This window comes from Rhizobium sp. CFBP 13726 (assembly GCF_014841925.1).
In the GTDB taxonomy this organism is placed as follows: domain Bacteria; phylum Pseudomonadota; class Alphaproteobacteria; order Rhizobiales; family Rhizobiaceae; genus Neorhizobium; species Neorhizobium soli.
Genome location: NZ_JACYUU010000001.1, coordinates 848005 through 867089, shown reverse-complemented (window position 1 = coordinate 867089; position 19085 = coordinate 848005). Strand labels below are relative to the sequence as shown.

General features: G+C 58.5%; 20 protein-coding genes and 2 tRNA genes. 9 read left to right on the top strand and 13 right to left on the bottom strand.

Annotated features, from left to right (window positions below; all coding sequences use genetic code 11):
* Window positions 1-3: 3 nt before the first annotated feature.
* Complete coding sequence (locus tag IFT66_RS04275) at window positions 4-1209, top strand: GNAT family N-acetyltransferase (protein ID WP_092662173.1); 1206 nt, start codon at window positions 4-6, stop codon at window positions 1207-1209.
* 26 nt (window positions 1210-1235) lie between these two features.
* On the top strand, window positions 1236-1667 hold the full coding sequence (locus IFT66_RS04270) for an HIT family protein (protein WP_062580407.1): 432 nt from the start codon (window positions 1236-1238) through the stop codon (window positions 1665-1667).
* Here the strand turns inward: IFT66_RS04270 and IFT66_RS04265 are convergent, their stop codons facing one another.
* From IFT66_RS04265 to IFT66_RS04235, 7 genes are all read right to left on the bottom strand, one after another.
* Window positions 1668-2009: an AzlD domain-containing protein gene (locus IFT66_RS04265; RefSeq protein WP_062457341.1), complete on the bottom strand. Its 342-nt coding sequence runs from the start codon at window positions 2007-2009 to the stop codon at window positions 1668-1670.
* Window positions 2006-2749 carry an AzlC family ABC transporter permease gene (locus IFT66_RS04260; protein WP_092662170.1) on the bottom strand — a complete coding sequence of 248 codons (744 nt, stop codon included), beginning with the start codon at window positions 2747-2749 and terminating at the stop codon, window positions 2006-2008. The genes IFT66_RS04265 and IFT66_RS04260 overlap by 4 nt, the downstream gene beginning before the upstream one ends.
* A gap of 92 nt (window positions 2750-2841) precedes the next feature.
* The gene (clpA, locus tag IFT66_RS04255) at window positions 2842-5379 is read right to left on the bottom strand and encodes an ATP-dependent Clp protease ATP-binding subunit ClpA (protein ID WP_062580404.1); all 2538 of its coding nucleotides are present in this window, start codon (window positions 5377-5379) and stop codon (window positions 2842-2844) included.
* 10 nt (window positions 5380-5389) lie between these two features.
* Window positions 5390-5743, bottom strand: a complete 354-nt coding sequence (gene clpS, locus IFT66_RS04250; protein ID WP_062457349.1) for an ATP-dependent Clp protease adapter ClpS — start codon at window positions 5741-5743, stop codon at window positions 5390-5392.
* Between the two features lie 409 nt (window positions 5744-6152).
* Window positions 6153-6356, bottom strand: coding sequence for a DUF3126 family protein (locus IFT66_RS04245; RefSeq protein WP_062457352.1), 204 nt, complete (start codon window positions 6354-6356; stop codon window positions 6153-6155).
* A 134-nt stretch (window positions 6357-6490) separates the two neighbouring features.
* Window positions 6491-7333 (bottom strand): serine O-acetyltransferase, encoded by an 843-nt coding sequence (cysE, locus tag IFT66_RS04240; RefSeq protein ID WP_192076834.1) that lies wholly within the window; start codon window positions 7331-7333, stop codon window positions 6491-6493.
* 134 nt (window positions 7334-7467) lie between these two features.
* Window positions 7468-8247: an alpha/beta fold hydrolase gene (locus IFT66_RS04235; protein WP_192076833.1), complete on the bottom strand. Its 780-nt coding sequence runs from the start codon at window positions 8245-8247 to the stop codon at window positions 7468-7470.
* 162 nt (window positions 8248-8409) lie between these two features.
* Here IFT66_RS04235 and IFT66_RS04230 point away from each other — a divergent pair, with 162 nt between their 5' ends.
* Entirely contained in the window at window positions 8410-8655 is a 246-nt protein-coding gene (locus IFT66_RS04230; RefSeq protein WP_192076832.1) for a zinc-finger domain-containing protein, read from the top strand.
* Between the two features lie 13 nt (window positions 8656-8668).
* Window positions 8669-9832: an FAD-dependent monooxygenase gene (locus tag IFT66_RS04225; protein ID WP_062457365.1), complete on the top strand. Its 1164-nt coding sequence runs from the start codon at window positions 8669-8671 to the stop codon at window positions 9830-9832.
* A 16-nt stretch (window positions 9833-9848) separates the two neighbouring features.
* Here IFT66_RS04225 and IFT66_RS04220 read toward each other — a convergent pair whose 3' ends face one another.
* Entirely contained in the window at window positions 9849-11042 is a 1194-nt protein-coding gene (locus IFT66_RS04220; RefSeq protein ID WP_192076831.1) for a cystathionine beta-lyase, read from the bottom strand.
* Window positions 11043-11392: 350 nt separating this feature from the next.
* On the opposite strand from IFT66_RS04220, the gene IFT66_RS04215 reads away from it, so the two are divergent.
* The 4 genes from IFT66_RS04215 (at window position 11393) to IFT66_RS04200 (ending at window position 15677) form a co-directional block, all read left to right on the top strand.
* On the top strand, window positions 11393-12415 hold the full coding sequence (locus IFT66_RS04215; protein ID WP_062457371.1) for an amino acid ABC transporter substrate-binding protein: 1023 nt from the start codon (window positions 11393-11395) through the stop codon (window positions 12413-12415).
* Between the two features lie 119 nt (window positions 12416-12534).
* Window positions 12535-13728, top strand: a complete 1194-nt coding sequence (locus tag IFT66_RS04210; RefSeq protein WP_062457374.1) for an amino acid ABC transporter permease — start codon at window positions 12535-12537, stop codon at window positions 13726-13728.
* Window positions 13729-13731: 3 nt separating this feature from the next.
* Window positions 13732-14889, top strand: coding sequence for an amino acid ABC transporter permease (locus IFT66_RS04205; protein WP_062580393.1), 1158 nt, complete (start codon window positions 13732-13734; stop codon window positions 14887-14889).
* Between the two features lie 14 nt (window positions 14890-14903).
* Window positions 14904-15677, top strand: coding sequence for an amino acid ABC transporter ATP-binding protein (locus IFT66_RS04200; protein ID WP_062457380.1), 774 nt, complete (start codon window positions 14904-14906; stop codon window positions 15675-15677).
* Window positions 15678-15770: 93 nt separating this feature from the next.
* On the opposite strand, the gene IFT66_RS04195 is transcribed toward IFT66_RS04200, so the two are convergent.
* Window positions 15771-16439, bottom strand: a complete 669-nt coding sequence (locus IFT66_RS04195) for a hypothetical protein (protein WP_162728344.1) — start codon at window positions 16437-16439, stop codon at window positions 15771-15773.
* A 607-nt stretch (window positions 16440-17046) separates the two neighbouring features.
* Between IFT66_RS04195 and IFT66_RS04190 the strand changes: the two genes are divergently transcribed.
* Window positions 17047-17232, top strand: a complete 186-nt coding sequence (locus IFT66_RS04190; RefSeq protein WP_062457386.1) for a Flp family type IVb pilin — start codon at window positions 17047-17049, stop codon at window positions 17230-17232.
* 681 nt (window positions 17233-17913) lie between these two features.
* Here the strand turns inward: IFT66_RS04190 and IFT66_RS04185 are convergent.
* From IFT66_RS04185 to IFT66_RS04170, 4 genes are all read right to left on the bottom strand, one after another.
* Window positions 17914-17990 (bottom strand) — tRNA-Arg (locus tag IFT66_RS04185).
* A 35-nt stretch (window positions 17991-18025) separates the two neighbouring features.
* Window positions 18026-18331, bottom strand: coding sequence for an ETC complex I subunit (locus IFT66_RS04180; RefSeq protein WP_062458113.1), 306 nt, complete (start codon window positions 18329-18331; stop codon window positions 18026-18028).
* A gap of 72 nt (window positions 18332-18403) precedes the next feature.
* Window positions 18404-18480, bottom strand: a tRNA-Pro gene (locus tag IFT66_RS04175).
* 115 nt (window positions 18481-18595) lie between these two features.
* Window positions 18596-19081 carry a DUF192 domain-containing protein gene (locus tag IFT66_RS04170; protein WP_062457420.1) on the bottom strand — a complete coding sequence of 162 codons (486 nt, stop codon included), beginning with the start codon at window positions 19079-19081 and terminating at the stop codon, window positions 18596-18598.
* Window positions 19082-19085 lie beyond the last annotated feature (4 nt).

Sequence of the window (19085 nt, the reverse complement as noted above, 5' to 3'; positions counted from 1 at the left end):
CCAATGACCGGCAACCTGACAATCCGCATCGAAAAATCCATTGCCGCGATCAGCCCACAAAGCTGGTCGCGGCTTTCCGGCGCCTCCAAGGAGGCCGATCCCTTAGGGACATCTTCCGTTCCCTACAATCCGTTCCTGTCACATGCCTTCCTGTCCGCACTGGAGGAATCCGGTTCGGCAACGGCAAAAACAGGCTGGCACGGCCAGCATCTCCTGCTGGAAGATGACAAGGGTCAACTGATCGGCGCCGTGCCGGGCTATCTCAAGAGCCATAGCCAGGGCGAATACGTGTTCGACCATGGCTGGGCCGACGCCTTCGAGCGCGCCGGCGGCCGTTACTACCCTAAACTGCAGTGTGCGGTCCCATTTACGCCCGCAACCGGTCCGCGCCTTCTCGTTGCGTCGGGCTATGATCGCGACATGGTGCAGACCACGCTCGCGGAAGGTCTCCAGGAGGTGACACGGCAGCTCGGCATATCGTCCGCGCATGTCACCTTCGTGCCGGATGATGAAGTCATCGCTTTCGAAGACGCTGAATATCTGCACCGAACCGACAAGCAGTTCCACTTCATCAACGACGGTTATGCCGATCACGATGCGTTTCTGGAAACGCTCGCGTCTCGCAAGCGCAAGGCGTTGAAGAAGGAACGGCGAGCCGCGCTCGAGAACGGTATCACGATCGACTGGCTGACAGGCAAGGACCTGACCGAGGACATCTGGGACCAGTTCTACACGTTCTACATGGATACGGGCGGGCGCAAATGGGGCCGGCCGTACCTTACCCGTGCCTTCTATTCGCTGATCGGCGAACGCATGGCGGACGACATTCTTCTGGTCATGGCGAAGCGCGAAGGGCGGTACGTCGCCGGTGCGATCAACTTCATCGGCGGTGACGCGCTTTACGGGCGCCACTGGGGCTGTATCGAAGACCATCCCTTCCTGCATTTCGAGGTGTGCTACCATCAGGCGATCGACTATGCGCTTGCGCATGGGCTGAAGCGGGTCGAGGCGGGTGCACAGGGCGAGCACAAGCTTGCGCGCGGTTACCTGCCCGTCACCACCCATTCGATGCATTACATCGCCCATCCCGGCCTTCGCAGCGCGATTGCTGACTACCTGAAGCGAGAGCGGGAGGATGTGGAATACATGAACGAGTACCTCTCCGAGCATAGCCCTTTCCGCAAGGGTGAACGGCAAGAACAAGACTGAGCAGCACCATCAGGGAGACGCCACCGATGACCGGTCACGACTACGATCCGAACAACATCTTCGCCAAGATCCTCAAAGGCGAAATTCCCTGCCACCGCGTCTACGAGGACGACGACACGCTCGCCTTCATGGATGTGATGCCGCAGACGCCGGGTCACGTTTTGGTGGTTCCGAAAGCGCCCTCACGCAATTTGCTCGATGCGGATGCGGCCGTGCTTTCGAAGGTCATTCCGGTGGTGCAGAAGCTGGCGCGGGCCGTCAAGGATGCGTTTGATGCTGATGGAATTACCATCACGCAGTTCAACGAAGCGCCGGCCGGCCAAACCGTCTTTCACCTGCATTTCCACGTCATTCCGCGCTACGAGAATCAGCCGTTGAAGCCGCATACGGGCAAGATGGAGGACAAGGAAGTCCTCGCTGCCAATGCCGAGAAGATCATCGGCGAACTTGGGTTCTGATCAGGGTTGAAGCAGGAGTAGTCCTGCGACGAGAATGGCGATCGGTGTCAGCACGCCGATCGCGACCCGCTTGCCGGTCAGGAGAAACACGGCAAAGCCGATACCAGCCGCCGCAAGCCTGAGCCAGAGGGGCGAGAGCGCCAGTGTTCCCGTCGGGAATACGATCAGCTTTGCCGTCACTGCCATGACCAATGCCGTGGCAACCGCCCTCACCCAGTAGAGCGTCTCGGAATCCTCTTTCAGCCGGTGGCCTGCGATCACACCGAGCCAGCGCCAGATATCGGTTGCGAGAAAACCCGCGACAGCGATGACGATATAGGTCCAGTACCCATCGAACATCATGCGGCACCCCGATCAGATCCGCGCTTGCGGCGATAGCGGTCGATCAGGTAGGCCACCGTGCCACCGCCGATCCCAGCCAGAAGCACGTCGAACTGCGGCGCTACCAGCGCCAGCGCCGGTCCTGAGACGATGCCGATCACGAAGGCAATCCGGACGACCGGCTGCGCTGCACTCGCCCAGATCGAGGATATGAAATAGACCGGGGTCAGCATGAACAAGGCACCCGCCACAACAGGCGGAAACTGAGACACGACACCAAAGCTGACGCCGACGATCAGCGCATTGGTGCAGGTCAGCGTGATGCCAAAACCTGCAAAGAAGGCAACCCGGCGCTCTCTCGGCACATGCCGGAGATTGAGGCTCGCAAAGACCCAGGACGTGATGGCGATGAAATGAGAGAGAAACAGGAGAACCGGCAGCGGTGTCTTCTTCGTGCGCATCTCCGGCATGATCGACGCCACCATCGGCATCATCCGGATCGACGACAGCGTCACGGCGAGGAAGGACGCGGCGATGTTGGCGCCGCCCAACATCGAACCCACCAGGATCATCTGGGCCGGCAGGGCCCAGATACCGAGCGTCATCGCGACAGCCTGCCCTCGTGTCAGGCCGGCTTCGACCGCAAAGGCGCTGAAACCGACATAGGACGTCATCAGGATCAGAGCCGGCAAGGAGAAGATGCCGCGCATGCCCTTAAGAAACCACGCAAGGCCGCTGCGCTCGGAGCTTTCGGTGGTCATTGGCATGCCCGTAAATGATTGACGTTACGGGACCTACAAAAACGACGATGCCGGGACAAGCCCGGCATCGATTTCTCGGATGGAAAAGAGCGCTACTTGCTCTTTGGGACGCGTGGCACGGTGCTACCCTTGCGGGGCGCGGACTTTGCCGGGGCTTCCTCGGCAATCACGTCGCCATCGTCGACGACATTTGCCTTCGCGGAACCGCCGTCCTTGTCCTTGGCCTTCGGCGCAGACTTCTTCGAAGGCTTTGACTTTGTCGTCTTGGCCTTGATCTCGTCGGCAGCCTCTTCCACTTCCGCTTCAGGCTTCGGCTTTACCCGGGCCGTTTCCGAAATGGACTCCAGAAGAAGACCGTCGGTGCCATCTTCCTTCTTGCCGGCCGTGACGCGGACGATGCCACCCTTGCGAAGCTTGCCAAAAAGGATCTCGTTGGCGAGCGGCTTCTTGATGTATTCCTGGATCACGCGAGACAATGGTCTTGCGCCCATCTTCTCGTCATAACCCTTTTCCGCCAGCCAGGCGATCGCGTCCTCATGCAGATCGAACGTCACGTTACGCTCCGACAGCTGGCTTTCCAGCTGCATCACGAACTTCTGGACGACCTGGTGGATAACCGTGGTCGGCAGCGGTGCGAACGGAATGATCGCATCGAGACGGTTGCGGAATTCCGGTGTGAACAGGCGATTGATCGCCTCCTCATCTTCGCCGGTGCGTCTTGATGATCCAAAGCCGATCGCAGACTTGGCCATCTCGGATGCACCCGCATTCGTCGTCATGATCAAGATGACGTTGCGGAAGTCGATTTTCTTGCCGTTGTGATCGGTCAGCGATCCATGGTCCATCACCTGCAACAGGATGTTGTAGATATCCGGATGCGCCTTCTCGATTTCGTCGAGCAGAACCACGCTGTGCGGGTGCTGATCAACGCCATCGGTCAGGAGGCCGCCTTGGTCGAAGCCGACATAGCCGGGAGGTGCGCCAAGCAGTCGCGAGACCGTGTGGCGTTCCATATATTCCGACATGTCGAAACGCAGCATCTCGACGCCGAGCGAGGCGGCAAGCTGCTTCGCGACTTCGGTCTTGCCGACGCCGGTTGGACCGGAGAAGACATAGGAGCCGATCGGCTTGTTCGGCTCGCGCAGACCTGCACGTGCCAGCTTGATCGCCGTCGACAGCGCGTCGATCGCGACGTCCTGGCCGTACACGACGGAACGCAGTTCCTTCTCGAGGTTGGCGAGAACCATCTCGTCATCCTTGGAAACCGTTTTCGCCGGGATGCGGGCCATCGTGGCGATTGTCGCCTCGATTTCCTTTTCCGTGATCAGCTTGCGACGCTTGGAAGCGGGCAGCAGCATCTGGGCTGCACCGGTCTCGTCGATCACGTCGATCGCCTTGTCCGGCAGCTTGCGGTCGGAGATATACCGTGCTGACAGTTCCACCGCCGACTTGATCGCGTCGTTGGTGTAGCGCAGCTTGTGATACTCTTCGAAATACGGCTTCAAGCCCTTCATGATTTCGATCGCATCATCGATCGACGGCTCATTGACGTCGATTTTCTGGAAGCGTCGAACCAGAGCCCGGTCCTTTTCGAAGAACTGGCGGTATTCCTTGTAGGTCGTCGAACCGATGCAGCGGATCTGGCCAGAGGACAGAGCCGGCTTCAGCAGGTTGGACGCATCCATGGCACCGCCCGACGTTGCACCCGCACCAATCACGGTGTGGATTTCGTCGATGAACAGGACAGCACCTGGAAAATCTTCCAGTTCCTTGACGACCTGCTTCAGACGTTCCTCGAAGTCGCCGCGATAGCGGGTGCCTGCAAGCAGGGTGCCCATATCGAGCGAGAAGATCGTGGCATCGGCCAGCGCTTCCGGCACCTTGCCCTCGACGATGCGCTTTGCCAGTCCCTCGGCGATCGCAGTTTTGCCAACGCCCGGATCGCCCACGTAAAGCGGGTTGTTCTTGGAGCGGCGGCACAGGACCTGGATCGTGCGGTTGACCTCGGAATGACGACCGATCAATGGATCGATACGGCCATTCTTGGCCTTTTCGTTCAGATTGACACAGTATGCCTTGAGGGCATCCTGCTGCTTCTTGCCGGGACCTTCCTCCTCGTTGCGCGAAACAGGCTTGGCGTCTGAATCGGGCTCATCAGCACCACGCGGGGTCCGGGCCTGGGAGGAACCGGGACGCTTGCCGATGCCGTGAGAGATATAGTTGACCGCGTCGTAGCGGGTCATTTCCTGCTCCTGCAGGAAGAAGGCTGCGTGGCTCTCACGTTCTGCGAAGATTGCGACGAGCACGTTTGCTCCGGTCACTTCTTCACGACCGGAGGATTGGACGTGGATCACAGCGCGCTGGATGACGCGTTGAAAGCCGGATGTCGGTTTGGAGTCCTCGTCATAGCCTGTCACCAGGTTTGCGAGTTCATTGTCGACATATTCAGACACGGTTTTGCGGAGCGTATCCAGGTTGACGCTGCATGCTCCCATGACCGCCGCCGCATCGGCGTCGTCGATCAACGCCAGAAGCAGATGTTCGAGTGTGGCATATTCGTGATGCCGCTCGTTCGCGAAGGTCAGTGCCTGGTGCAGAGCCTTTTCAAGACTAGGCGAAAATGTTGGCACGTCGGGTTCCTCACTTCTTTTCCATGACACATTGCAGCGGATGCTGGTGTTGCCGGGCGAAGTCCATGACCTGGGACACCTTGGTTTCCGCTACTTCATAGGTGAAAATTCCGCATTCTCCGACGCCATGGTTATGGACGTGGAGCATGATAATCGTTGCCGCATCGCGGTCCTTCTGGAAAAAACGCTCCAGAATATGGATGACGAACTCCATTGGCGTGTAGTCGTCATTCAGAAGGAGAACGCGGTACAGGTTAGGCCGTTTGGTTTTCGGTTTCGTTCGCGTGATGACGGAGGTTCCGCGGCCCGCGTTGTCTCCGTCGCCGTTCTTTTCATTTTCCATCAAGATCGGCAGTGCGATCATCGTCTTTCATTCCCTAGTCATCCAGCGGCGGTATAGCGAACAACCGGTCGACAGGACTTCAGTCTTGCTAAAGGTAGTTCTTTGGGAAAGGATTTTAAGCCCCCTTTCCCGCTGTGCAATCACTATTCCGCCGAGAGGGGCTCGCGACGAGCCAAAAGTACCACATTCGGCAACTCAAATTCTGCCGCCATACTGACCCAAAAGGCGGGCGGCATCATGGCCATAGCCTCAGACGCTGCAGCTTCATGCGTACGGATCCGACGCGCGAACGGCGATCGCCTGTCGCTCACAATTCCGTCGAAGAGTAGATGCTAATGAAACTTGCATGCTCGAGGCTTACGTCCAAAACAAAAGAGGCCCACGGAGGGCCTCTCGACAACTTTTCTTGAAAACCAGTCGGATCCTGCGATCAAAGATCGACGTCGAGGATCGCCATGGAGAAATTGTAGGAACGCTCTCCATCTTCGTCATCCAGATAGACGACGCCGAGAAATTCATCACCAAGATAGACTTCGGCAGAATCGTTCTTGCGGGGACGCGCCTTGACGACGATCTGGGGGTTCAGAAGGCGCTTGAAATAGTCGTCGATCTTCTTGATTTCGTCGGGGTTCACGATCTTCTCCGTCAGATTTTGCGATCAAATCGATGCGCTTTTGGCACGGGAGAAAGGCGAAAGTAAAGCCGCCGTTCTCTACACCGCACGACCCTGCCCCGAGTTTTCCTAGAACAAGTAGGTCCGGGCGCGGACTAGTCCTCGGCGCGCAGAAGCTGGTCCATCAGGCGTGCCGGCTCGGAGCAACCCGCGGTCCCGACGACCTTTGCCGGAACACCGGCGACGGTGGATTTCTCCGGAACAGCTTTGAGGACGACGGAGCCCGCCGCCACACGCGAGCAGGCACCAACCTCGATATTGCCGAGGATCTTTGCGCCTGCGCCGATCAGCACGCCGTTGCCGATCTTTGGGTGACGATCTGCGCCCTCCTTACCGGTGCCACCGAGAGTGACCCCATGCAGGATGGAGACATTGTCCCCGATGATCGCGGTTTCGCCGACGACAAGCCCGGTCGCGTGGTCGAGGAAGATCCCCTTACCGATCTGAGCCGCCGGATTGATGTCTGTCTGGAAGACACTTGAGGCGCGGCTTTGCAGATAGAGCGCGAAGTCGCGACGGCCGCGGTAAAACAGCCAGTGCGCCAAGCGATGCGTCTGGATGGCGTGAAATCCCTTGAAGTAGAGGACTGGCTCGACGAAACGCAGGCAGGCAGGGTCGCGGTCATAGACGGCCTGGATATCGACGCGCAGAATAGCACCCCAATCCGGCCATTCGTCCAGCATTTCCATGAATGTCTGCCGCAGCAGGACGGCCTGCAGATCGGGATGATCGAGCCGTTCGCAGATCCGATGAACGACGCATTCTTCCAGCGAACGGTGGTTCAGGACGGCTGAATAGAGGAAGGCGGCCAGCAACGGGTCCTGGTCGATTGCGACGCGTGCTTCCTGCCGCAGCGTGTCCCATATGGGGTCGACGCTAGCGACACTATCGGTCTGGCGAATGTCCTCGGTCTGGCGAACTTCGGTTCTCGCGGCCATGGCCGTCTCCTCTTTGGCGTAAGCCACGATATATAGATTAGATTTACGACAACACCAACGCCGGCGAAATCGCATTTCGTTGATCGTTAATTCAAGGAAACCTGAAGTCTTGCCAATCCGTGGCTGAGCCGGGCTCAGGCCTGCGCCGCGTAAAACTCCAGTACCGCTTTCTTGAAAACCCTGTCGCCGACCGCAAGCATGTGGTCACGACCGGGAATATCGAGCGCTGTCGCATTCGGCATCAGATCGGCCAGATCCTGCGGTGAGCCCGCGATATCGTCCTTCGTCCCAACGCCGATCAGCGTGGGAACGTCGATCTTGCCCATATCGCTGCGTTCGACCAGATCGCGCGAACCGCGGATACAGGCGGCGAGTGCCTGCTTGTCGCTTTTCGTCTGGTCGGCAAAGGCGCGGAACATACGGCCGCGATCATGGCTGACGCTCTCAAGCGAGGGCGCCAAGAGCGCATCCGCGATCGGATCCCAGTCACCGACCCCGTCCGTCATGCCGATTCCGAGACCGCCGAGCACCAGCGACCGGACCCTGTCCGGATCGTTGAGCGCTGCAAACACCGAGATACGCGCGCCCATCGAATAGCCGAACAGATGCGCTGCCGGGATGCGCAGGTGATCGAGCAGAGCAACCGAATCCGCTGCCATCACCCAAGGGCGATAGGCGTCCGGATCGGTCGGCTTGTCACTGCCGCCATGGCCGCGATTGTCCATGGCGATCACCCTGTAACCGGCATCGCCGAGCGTCTTTACCCATCCCGGGTGCACCCAGTTCACGGTCGCGCTGGAAGCGAAACCGTGGATGAGCAGGACAGGATCGCCCGCCGGATCCCCCTCATCCAGATAGGCGAGGCTCAGGCCGTCATGGCTGAAGGTGGAAAAGGCCGGGGCATTGAGGTTCATCTGGGATATCCTGTTTTGGCGGCGGACCATAAGATATCGGTGCTTGCGATTGAACCCTGAAAGACACCTCGCATCGCGGTTTTTGCACTACACTTTTGAATGCGGCGGCGGTAATGTCCGCGCCAAATCAGACGTGCCCTATTGTACGCATTGGAGACGACCATGGCCGGCCACAGCATTCCCCATTTCCAGAACGACGGCGGTTTCCCGTCGATCCAGATCGGCGTGAAGGAATTCATGTGCACTGGTGCATCCGTTCCTTACGATCATCCGCACATCTTTATCGACATGGGCGACGAAGTCGAAAAAGTCTGCTCCTACTGTTCCACTCTGTACAAATACAACCCTACCATGAAGGCCGAACAGACCGACCCTCCGGGCTGCGTCTTCAACGTCAAGGCCGCCTGATCGGCAGCCAGAAATGGCTGTCGAGACAGTAGCGATCGTGGGTGCGGGCATGGCGGGTCTCACCGCTGCGCTCGCGTTTGCCCGCCATGGCATCACCTGCGACATCTTCGAGCAGGCGCCTTCCCTTCAGGAAGTCGGCGCTGGGCTCCAGTTGTCGCCGAACGCTTCGCGCGTGCTGAGCAAGCTTGGCATTCTTAGCGATCTGGAACCGTTATGGACCGAGCCGGATGAAGTGCAGCTCGTGTCGGGTCGTTCGCTTCATCGGCTGGCCTATGTGCCATCCGGCCGGTTCGCCCGCGAGCGGTGGAGATCGCCCTATGGCGTCCTCCATAGGGCAACGCTGCAAGACGCGCTTCTCCACGCCGTTAACGCCAACCCGCTCTGCACGCTTCGGCTGGGCTCGAAGATTGGGAGCGCCGTTCGAGACGAACTTGCGGAGATCTCCGGACGCCACCATGACCTGATCGTCGCCGCAGATGGCGTCTGGTCTGGCATTCGCACCGCAATTCCCAAAAATCCGGAAGCCGTTTTTTCCAACAGTGTCGCCTGGCGCTTCATGGTTTCAAAGAGCGCGGCACCTTCCTGGCTGAAGCCGAATGCCGTCAGTGCATTTCTCGGACCTTCGGCACACATTGTGGCCTATCCGCTCAAGGAGAAGGATAGTTTCAACATCGTCGCCATCGCGTCCGGCGGCAACACCGGCAATTGCTGGAATACGGAAGCGAGCGCCGCCCAGAAAGACCTGCTGCTGCGTCATTTCAAGGGGTGGCATCCGAGCATAGCCGAAACACTGGCCGCATCCGACAAGCCGACCTTCTGGCCGCTCTATCAGGTGACACCGGGCCGTTGGCACAATGGCCGCGATCTTGTTCTGATCGGCGACGCCGCCCATGCGATGCTGCCCTTTGCGGCCCAAGGCGCGGCGATGGCGATCGAAGACGCGTTCATCCTGGCAAACCGCGTGGCCGCCCTGCCCTCGCTCACACAGGCGCTATCAGCCTACGAGACCGAACGGGCCGGTCGCGTCGCCAAGGTGCGAGCACGCGGGGAATTCAACCGCTTTGCCTATCATGCGCGCGGCCCGCTGAAGCTCGGTCGCAACTTTGTTCTCTCAATGCGTCCGCCGCAATCGCTCGCGGCGGATCTGGATTGGCTCTACGGTTTCGACGCCGAGTAGCGTCGAGGTTGAGCGATCAGACCGCGGCCGTCGCGGCAAACCCCGCTTCAAGATCTTTCTTGAGATCAGGCACGTCTTCGAGACCGATCTGAAGCCTGATGACTGCACCCTCGGTGGGCTGCTTGCGGATGGTGCGGTCGGAAAGATTTACGACCAGAGCAAGGCTTTCGTATCCTCCCCAGGAGTAACCGAGGCCGAAAAAGCTCAGGGCATCGAGGAAGGCGTGCGCCTTGGCCTTTGCCCTCTCAGGCTCGGCCTGCAGCACGAAGGAGAAGATCCCGCTCGATCCCTTGAAGTCACGCTTCCAGATCTCGTGGCCAGGAAAGCTTGGCAATGCTGGGTGCAGGACGCGCGCAACGCCGTCGCGGCCTTCCAGCCACTGGGCGATTTCAAGGGCGCTTTTTTGATGCTGGTCCAGCCGCAGACCCATCGTTCTCAAGCCACGCAGGATCAGGTAGGAATCTTCCGGCGCACCGCAGATGCCCATTGCAATCCGCGCCGCCTCAAGTGCCGGAAAGTGCTTCGCATTGGCCGACACCGAACCCATGACGATATCCGAATGCCCCGACGGGTACTTCGTGGTCGCATGGATCGAAACGTCGGCGCCGAAGTCGAGCGGACGAAAATAAAGCGGTGTCGCCCAGGTGTTGTCCAGCGTCACCACGACGTCTGCGGAATAGGCGTGCACAGCGTCCGTGATTGCGCGGATGTCCTGCATCTCGAACGTATTCGAGCCGGGCGCTTCCGTATGAACGAGTTTGGTGTTCGGCCTCATCAGCTTGGTGATGTCTGCCCCGATCTCCGGATCATAGTACTCGACGTCGATCCCCAGTCTCGTGAGCATCGTGTCACAGAAAGTCCGGCAGGGCGTGTAGACCGAGTCGACGATCAGCGCGTGATCGCCAGATGACAGGTAAGCCAGGAACGGGATTGAGATCGCAGCCAGTCCCGATGGAACGAGGATCGTACCCGCAGAACCCTCGAGTTGGTCGAACGCAGCGCATAGGGCGTCCGTCGTCGGGGTCGCGCGGGTTCCATAGGTGTATGGCTGGCTGCGCTTTTCCATCGCTTCGGCATTCGGGAAAAGGACCGTGGAACCTTTGACGACAGGCGGGTTGACGAAGCCATGATACGCGCGTGGATCGTTTCCGATATGCGCAAGGCGCGTGTTCTGACCCGCTTCTTCGATCAGTTTATCTTTCTGGGACATGTCCGGAATGCACTTTCGTTGACAATGGTGCCAGTTTTGCCGCCGCCCTCCAGGCTGGTCAACCCCGCTGCCCAATTCCAAGTACCGGTGCAATATTAGCATGCTCGTTCGGTATAAAAACCGCCACAACTCGCACACGACTTGAGCATTTGCCCAGCGCGTAGGCGGTAAAGTCTAATACACCGTAATTTGGACGCAATTTGAACGGGTGGCCCTTGACCCTGCCTTCGTTTCCGAATGAGATATAAACACCCGCGCCGGGAGGTCAGCGGGGGACCGGTCGTATTCATAAAATCAGGGGAACGGCCTGTGTCGAGAGATCACACAAAACAACAGATAAGGTTGGGAAAATGAAAAAGACGCTTTTGTCTGCCGCGTTTGGCGCAGCGGTCCTTGGCTTTGCCTCGGCAGCTTCCGCGGCCACGCTTGATGATGTCAAGGCGAAGGGCTTCGTTCAGTGCGGCGTCAACACCGGTCTGGCCGGCTTCGCGCAGCCGGATTCGGCCGGCGCTTGGAAAGGCTTCGACGTCGATTTCTGCAAGGCCGTCGCAGCTGCGGTTTTCGGTGATGCAACGAAGGTGAAGTACACGCCGACCACGGCCCAGAGCCGCTTCACGGCACTGCAGTCGGGTGAAGTCGACGTGCTCGCACGTAACACCACCTGGACCATCAGCCGCGATACCGCGCTCGGTTTCAACTTCCGCTACGTCAACTACTACGACGGCCAGGGCTTCATGGTTCCGAAGAGCCTGAACGTGAAGTCGGCGCTTGAACTGTCCGGCGCTGCCGTCTGCGTTCAGTCGGGCACGACAACCGAACTCAACCTCGCCGACTACTTCAAGTCCAACAACCTCCAGTACAACCCGGTCGTCTTCGAAAAGCTCGAAGAAGTAAACGCCGCCTACCAGGCCGGCCGTTGCGACGTCTACACGACGGACCAGTCGGGCCTTTATGCAACGCGTCTCGCGCTGTCGAACCCTGACGAACACGTCATTCTTCCGGAAATCATCTCCAAGGAGCCGCTTGGCCCAGCCGTTCGCCAGGGCGACGACAAGTGGTTCGATATCGTTTCGTGGACAGGCTACGCCCTGGTTCAGGCCGAAGAATTCGGCATCACCCAGGCCAATATCGACGAGATGAAGAACTCGACCAACCCGGATATCCGCCGCTTCCTCGGCACCGAGAAGGACACCAAGGTCGGTACCGATCTCGGCCTGACCAACGAATGGGCCTACAACATCGTCAAGGGCGTCGGTAACTACGGCGACGTCTTCGAGCGCAATATCGGTTCCGGCAGCCCGCTGAAGATCGCACGTGGCCTGAATGCTCTGTGGAGCAAGGGTGGCCTGCAGTTCGCACCGCCGATCCGTTAATCGACTGATAGACTGACGTCTCGCAGGGTGGCTCCGTCCGCCCTGCGAGACATTCTCCACGATCAATAAGAATCAAAAACAATAAGGGCCCACAACGGGCCACAGGGGATTGGCAAAGCATGACGGACAACTCGATCCGTGCGCCTGCGACTAAGCGCGCGTCCACGTCACTCATTTACGATCCAAAAGCGCGGAGCATCTTCTTCCAGGTGCTGACGCTGGTCATTCTCGTTGCGCTCGTCTGGTCGATCGCACACAATGTCAGTGTCAACCTTGCCCGCAGCAACACCGCCACCGGGTTTGGCTTCCTCGCCGGTCGCTCAGGCTTCGATATCGGGCAATCCCTGATCGCCTACACGAGCGATTCGACCTATGGCAGGGCGATCCTGGTCGGCTTCCTGAACACGATGATGGTCGCTGTCACCGGCATCATCACGGCAACCATCGTCGGCTTCATCATCGGTATCGGCCGTCTGTCGAAAAACTGGCTGATCGCCAAGCTCTGCACCGTCTATGTCGAGGTGTTCAGAAACATTCCGCCGCTGCTGGTCATTTTCTTCTGGTATTCTGGCGTTCTCGCCATTCTGCCGCAGCCGCGTGATGCTATCCAAGGCCCGCTCTCGACCTTCCTCAGCAACCGTGGCCTCACCTTTCCGGCGACGATTTGGGGCGAAGGCGCATGGATCCTTCCGGTTGCCATTCTCGTCGGCATCGTTGTCGCGTTCGTCTTCCGCACGTGGTCGGTCAAGCGCCAGATGGCAACCGGGCAGCAATTGCCCAACGGCTGGATCTCCGCCGCCATCATCATCGGTCTGCCGCTTCTCGGATTCATCGCCATGGGTTCGCCGCTGACCTTCGACTATCCCGTCGAAGGCCGTTTCAATCTTTCCGGCGGCGCCAATATCCGTCCGGAATTCGTGGCTCTATATCTGGCGCTTTCGCTCTACACGGCTGCGTTTATCGCGGAAATCATCCGAGCCGGCATCAAGGGCGTCGGCAAGGGACAGACGGAAGCCGCCGCTGCACTCGGCGTCCAGCCGGGCAAGATCACCAGACTGGTTGTCGTACCGCAGGCTTTCCGCATCATCATTCCGCCGCTGACAAGCCAGTATCTCAACCTGACCAAAAACTCGTCTCTCGGCGTTGCAATCGGTTTTCCCGAACTGTTTTCGACCGGGAGCACCTCGCTCAACCAGACCGGTCAGGCTGTCGAGATGATCACGATCATGCTCACCATCTATCTGAGCATCAGCATCGCGACATCGCTGTTCATGAACTGGTTCAACGCCAAGATGGCTCTGGTGGAGAGATAAGACATGTCTACACACAAGCTCTCTTACGTTCGCAATGACATGATTGCACCGGAACCGCCGCCGGTCAGCGCCAGTTCGGCAAGCGGCTGGATCCGGACCAATCTCCTGGCAACGCCAAAGGATGTGGTGCTGACCATCGTCGCCATCGCATTGCTGGCTTTCGCCCTGCCCGGCATCATCAACTGGCTGTTCATCAATGCGAGTTGGGTCGGTGCCGATCGCTCGGTCTGCGCCACCGTCGTCCAGGGCGGCACCCAGCCGGATGGCTGGAAAGGCGCATGCTGGGCGTTTGTCGGTGACCGGTTCCAGCAGTTCATGTTCGGCCGCTACCCGATCGAGGAGCGCTGGCGCGTCATGCTGGTCGGGTTCATGCTGATCGTGCTGCTCGTGCCTCTCCTCATTCCGAAACTGCCGTACAAGGCGCTGAACGCCGTTCTGCTGTTTCTCGTCTACCCGGTCGTCTCGTTCTTCCTCATGCATGGCAATGTTCTTGGCCTGCAGCGGGTCGAGACCCCGCTCTGGGGCGGCATGATGGTGACGCTGATCCTCTCCTTCGTCGGCATCGCGGTCTCCTTCCCCGTCGGCATCCTTTTGGCGCTCGGACGGCGTTCCAACATGCGCGTATTGAAGACGCTCTGCGTCGTCTTCATCGAGGTGATCCGCGGCGTACCGCTTGTCATGGTTCTCTTCATGGCAAACGTGATGCTGCCGCTGTTCCTGCCCACCGGCTGGAGCATCGACAACTTCCTGCGCGCCGTGATCGGTGTGTCGCTGTTTGCCTCCGCCTATATGGCAGAAGTCATTCGTGGCGGCCTGCAGGCTATTCCGAAAGGTCAGGGCGAAGGTGCCGATTCGCTCGGCCTCAGCTACTGGCAGAAAACCCGCCTGATCGTCCTTCCACAGGCGATCAAGCTCGTGATCCCTGGCATCGTCAACACCTTCATCGGCCTGTTCAAGGATACGTCGCTCGTTGCCATCATCGGCATGTTCGACCTCTTGAACATCATCCGGCTCAACTTTACGGATACGACCTGGATCACGCCCATGACGCCGCTTACCGGCCTCGTGTTCGCTGGTCTTATCTACTGGATTTTCTGCTTCGGCATGTCACGCTATTCCGCCTTTATGGAACGGCATCTCGATACCGGCCACAAGCGATAACAAGGGGAAAAACAATGGCTGACGCCCAACCCAAAAACCTCACCGTCTCCTCCACGGATGTCGCTGTCGAGATCATCGGCATGAACAAGTGGTATGGCGATTTTCACGTGCTGCGCGACATCAATCTCAAGGTGATGAAAGGCGAACGCATCGTCATCGCCGGGCCGTCAGGCTCCGGAAAATCGACGATGATCCGCTGTATCAACCGCCTCGAGGAACATCAGTCGGGCAGCATTGTCGTCGACAATATCGAACTTACCAACGATCTGAAAAAGATCGACGAAGTGCGGCGAGAAGTCGGCATGGTGTTCCAGCACTTCAACCTCTTCCCGCACCTGACGATTCTTGAAAACTGCACGCTTGCACCGATCTGGGTTCGCAAGATGCCGAAGAAGGAAGCCGAGGAAGTGGCGATGCACTACCTCAAGCGTGTCAAGATCCCGGAACAGGCCCATAAGTATCCGGGCCAGCTCTCCGGCGGTCAGCAGCAGCGCGTGGCGATTGCGCGCTCGCTGTGCATGAAGCCGAAGATCATGCTGTTCGACGAACCGACCTCGGCTCTCGATCCTGAAATGGTCAAGGAAGTGCTCGATACGATGGTTGGCCTTGCCGAAGAAGGCATGACCATGATGTGCGTCACCCATGAAATGGGCTTTGCCCGCCAGGTCGCCAACCGGGTGATCTTCATGGACCAGGGACAGATCGTCGAAGAGAATTCACCGGCGGAGTTCTTCGACAATCCGCAGCACGAGCGCACCAGACTGTTCCTTAGCCAGATCCTGCACTAGGCAGACTGCGCCAACGGGAATGACCTGCAAAAGAAAAGGGGCGCCACGAGCGCCCCTTTTTCGTTTCCCGTCGAAACAATCGTCAGGGCGCCATCACCATTGGAATGAATAGCGGGCATTGACGCTGGTTACTGCTGCGGTCGCGTCCGAATAGCGATCGACGGAGCCGCTGAGTGTCAGGCTGTCACCCAGTTTCTGCTCGAGTCCCAGCCCCGCGCCGCCGATACGAAACGTATCGATCGCCGTTGCGCGGACGACCACGGCTGTGCCGGTGTTTGCCCGGGACAGCCTGAGGGTCTGGTTGGCGTCGAGGCCACTCCAGTCCTGATTGAGCCCGTCGTAGCGCATGACATAGCTCGCGTTGCGCTCGACATCGATCGTCGACGTGACGATCTGCGTTTGGTGGTAGTTCATGCTGACGGCGGCCGTTTCGGCCAATCCGTCGTAATCGATCCCGATCTTGCGTTCGACCTCGTAAGCGGGCCTCTGGATCGACTTCATCTTCATGCTGCCCCACAGCCGGAGCGGCGTGTTCATCGACCCATCCTTCTTCGCATCGACACCGACGTTGAAGCCCGCCTCGGGCTCCAGCTCTGTCGGCAACCTGAAGCCGAGCTTGACGGAATAGCTTCTGTCCGAATTCTTGACGGGCTGCCAGATCAGCGGCCTGTCCGCCGCATGGGCGCTGGATGCCGAAAACGGGCCAACCGCAAAGATTGCCGCAAACAGCGCGGCGCCGCCGGCCAATAGACTTCTGTTCATTTGATCCCCACTCGAAGGCTCAAGACAATGTTGAGGCGCAAGCGACCGCGAGGTCACCTGGAAAACCCGTTTCAATGCGATGGAGGCGAGTTTGTCAGACCCAATGGTCCGTTTTCGCCACGTGCCTTCCCCTGCCGATGCAACGGAACTGACCGCCGCGAATATACGCTCGAATGAGGCAGCTTCGAATCGATTTTGCGGCTGAAATGCGATTGCGGGATCACGATCGGTTTCCCGAAGATGTGAACCCCCGCTGTTGCTGCATCGCAACATGACGTGGTTAGGCTGGGTACGCGGAGGAGTGAATGGTAGGTCCTACCCCACTGCAACGCTCTGGCACCACGAGTACCGGTGGCAGCATTCTAGGCCCGGTTTGGTCATGACCATGCGTTATCCTACAATGAAAGGATCCAATTCGACCGGGTCGCCGGCGGGCGATGAGCACAAGTCACGGAACCGCGAAAACAACTTCTTAACCATTCAGAACTCACATTAGCCAATAGGAACATATTAACCGATCCTGTTAACGCAACACTCTTTTGACGTTCGGTAAAAGAACAACACGTCGGGACGACTTGTCCCACGGCACGAATCAAGGAGGATTTGCATGTCGGTTTTTGCACGCTTTATGAAGGATGAGTCTGGCGCCACTGCCATCGAATACGGGCTTATCGCCGCTCTTATCTCTGTCGCGCTGATCGCTGGTGCACAGACGCTCGGCGGTGCACTAAGCACGCAATTCACGAACCTCAGCAAGAAGTTGAATTGCGGCGGCGCTGCTACCACTTGCTGATCGCTGGCATTGCGAGATGCAACCAAGTCGGGTCATGAGGTAACGTCGTTGCACGATTGGCCGGCAGGTAGTCTCACTCGAGTATTCGCCTGAGGTCTTCACCCCAGGTTAACATCCAGATCGTACCCAAAAGCTCGGACGCCATCTCTTGGTTCCAGCACTCAACTCGCCGAACAATGGGACCTCCATTGTTCGGTTTTTTGTTGCCGTCACGGTTGTTCGACCCGGTCGCGCGACGCAATCGAGCCGTTGACGCAGGTTGAGGATGACGTGCTCGCGAGGACCTACGCGGAATGCGAAATCCGAGTCGGACGTCTGTTGGCCTCATCGACCCTCGCGAAAGTCATACATTTGCATCATCGCATGTGCACACAACCGCGATGAAAGCCTCACGCGCCTCGATCAGTAGTTCATTCCCTCGAACACACAGGCGGGTCGCCAAGCCGATATCCGACCAACACACGACGAGTTAACTCAGGTCGTCGTCGGCTGCGGCCTTTGGAGGGTTGCGCTTTCTCTAGGGTCTGATTTCGAAAATGAAGCAATGGTTAGCCGACCTTGCCGGGCGGGGCGCAATACGCCAGCGATTCTTGATCTCTATATCCAGCTCCAAAGCAGCGCTTTGCTCAAGGCGATATCCCTTCGCTCAAGCGGCAGTCGCAATTTTTTGGGAGATGGTTTTGGCGACCCCTGCAGGATTCGAACCTGCGACCACCTGCTTAGAAGGCAGGTGCTCTATCCAGCTGAGCTAAGGGGCCTGCTAAGACGCTTCTAACAGAACGCAGACAGGATGTCAGTGCGTCCAGGGCTGCGAGCGATTGAAGCGGAAATTGTCGGTGTAGGAAGCAGCTTGACGCGCAGGTTCTTTCGGCTGAACGACGCGGTATTCGATGCCTTCGCGCTTTGCGTAGGCTTCGGCAAGTTCCTGACTTTCAAAGGTCAGGCGTACCTGCTGCTTCATGTCTCCGGAAGATGTATAGCCAAGGATCGGATCGATCCGGCGTGGCTCTTCCTGGTCGAATTCGAGGAGCCAGAGATGCGTCTTGGCTTTGCCAGATTGCATTGCAGTTTTTGCGGGACGATAGATCTTGGCCGTCATGAACTGAAACATCCGACTTTTGCTAGCGTGACGCTTCGGCAACTGCTGAGCGCGACGCTCTTTTGAAGGCAATGGTCGGAGTGGAGAGATTCGAACTCCCGACCCTCTGGTCCCAAACCAGATGCGCTACCAGACTGCGCTACACTCCGTTCCTTACAAGAATGCGAGATACACGGTTCCCTACCAGCCCGCAACTGCAAAAAGTGGATTTTCCCAATTGTTCGAACTGTCTAGCGAACTAACTGTGGGAAAGCGGCCAAACACCTATCCTGCGTTGCCGATCCGTTTGGAAACCACCTTGTCACCAACCTTGATTCCGAGCGCTTTCGTCCGACCGGCATTCAGTTCGAGGACAAATTTTACCGGTCCCCGCGAATCGATCACGTCACGAGAGTAAGGAACCGCATTTTCGCGGATATGAGAGACCGTCCCGTCGCCCTCGATAAACAGCATATCGAGCGGCAGGATGGTGTTTTCCATCCACATGGAAACACGGCGTGTCTCGCCGAAGTCGAACAGCATGCCGTGATCGTCAGGCATTTCCTTGCGGTACATCAGGCCCTGCGAGCGCTGCTGGTCCGTCAGAGCGAGCTCGATCACAAAGGCATGGGTCTTGCCCGCTGCCGTGCGGATCGACAGCTCATCTTTTGGAAAGATGACCTGCTGGGCTGCGGCAGCGTAGGCGACAAACAGAAAAAGCGCCGCAAGGGCGCCTTTTGCAAAGGGCGTGATCCGCCCGAATGACTGCATTCTC

What these genes read in the sequence shown, in the direction of transcription:
- IFT66_RS04260 (WP_092662170.1), bottom strand. Translation starts at nt 2,749, where the DNA reads ATGACCACCGAAAGCTCCGAGCGCAGCGGCCTTGCGTGGTTTCTTAAG.
- IFT66_RS04210 (WP_062457374.1), top strand. Translation starts at nt 12,535, where the DNA reads ATGACGGACAACTCGATCCGTGCGCCTGCGACTAAGCGCGCGTCCACG.
- clpS (WP_062457349.1), bottom strand. Translation starts at nt 5,743, where the DNA reads ATGATCGCACTGCCGATCTTGATGGAAAATGAAAAGAACGGCGACGGA.
- IFT66_RS04195 (WP_162728344.1), bottom strand. Translation starts at nt 16,439, where the DNA reads ATGAACAGAAGTCTATTGGCCGGCGGCGCCGCGCTGTTTGCGGCAATC.
- IFT66_RS04235 (WP_192076833.1), bottom strand. Translation starts at nt 8,247, where the DNA reads ATGAACCTCAATGCCCCGGCCTTTTCCACCTTCAGCCATGACGGCCTG.
- IFT66_RS04205 (WP_062580393.1), top strand. Translation starts at nt 13,732, where the DNA reads ATGTCTACACACAAGCTCTCTTACGTTCGCAATGACATGATTGCACCG.
- IFT66_RS04220 (WP_192076831.1), bottom strand. Translation starts at nt 11,042, where the DNA reads ATGTCCCAGAAAGATAAACTGATCGAAGAAGCGGGTCAGAACACGCGC.
- IFT66_RS04270 (WP_062580407.1), top strand. Translation starts at nt 1,236, where the DNA reads ATGACCGGTCACGACTACGATCCGAACAACATCTTCGCCAAGATCCTC.
- IFT66_RS04275 (WP_092662173.1), top strand. Translation starts at nt 4, where the DNA reads ATGACCGGCAACCTGACAATCCGCATCGAAAAATCCATTGCCGCGATC.
- IFT66_RS04225 (WP_062457365.1), top strand. Translation starts at nt 8,669, where the DNA reads ATGGCTGTCGAGACAGTAGCGATCGTGGGTGCGGGCATGGCGGGTCTC.
- IFT66_RS04190 (WP_062457386.1), top strand. Translation starts at nt 17,047, where the DNA reads ATGTCGGTTTTTGCACGCTTTATGAAGGATGAGTCTGGCGCCACTGCC.
- IFT66_RS04180 (WP_062458113.1), bottom strand. Translation starts at nt 18,331, where the DNA reads ATGACGGCCAAGATCTATCGTCCCGCAAAAACTGCAATGCAATCTGGC.
- IFT66_RS04230 (WP_192076832.1), top strand. Translation starts at nt 8,410, where the DNA reads ATGGCCGGCCACAGCATTCCCCATTTCCAGAACGACGGCGGTTTCCCG.
- IFT66_RS04265 (WP_062457341.1), bottom strand. Translation starts at nt 2,009, where the DNA reads ATGATGTTCGATGGGTACTGGACCTATATCGTCATCGCTGTCGCGGGT.
- IFT66_RS04200 (WP_062457380.1), top strand. Translation starts at nt 14,904, where the DNA reads ATGGCTGACGCCCAACCCAAAAACCTCACCGTCTCCTCCACGGATGTC.
- IFT66_RS04215 (WP_062457371.1), top strand. Translation starts at nt 11,393, where the DNA reads ATGAAAAAGACGCTTTTGTCTGCCGCGTTTGGCGCAGCGGTCCTTGGC.
- cysE (WP_192076834.1), bottom strand. Translation starts at nt 7,333, where the DNA reads ATGGCCGCGAGAACCGAAGTTCGCCAGACCGAGGACATTCGCCAGACC.
- IFT66_RS04170 (WP_062457420.1), bottom strand. Translation starts at nt 19,081, where the DNA reads ATGCAGTCATTCGGGCGGATCACGCCCTTTGCAAAAGGCGCCCTTGCG.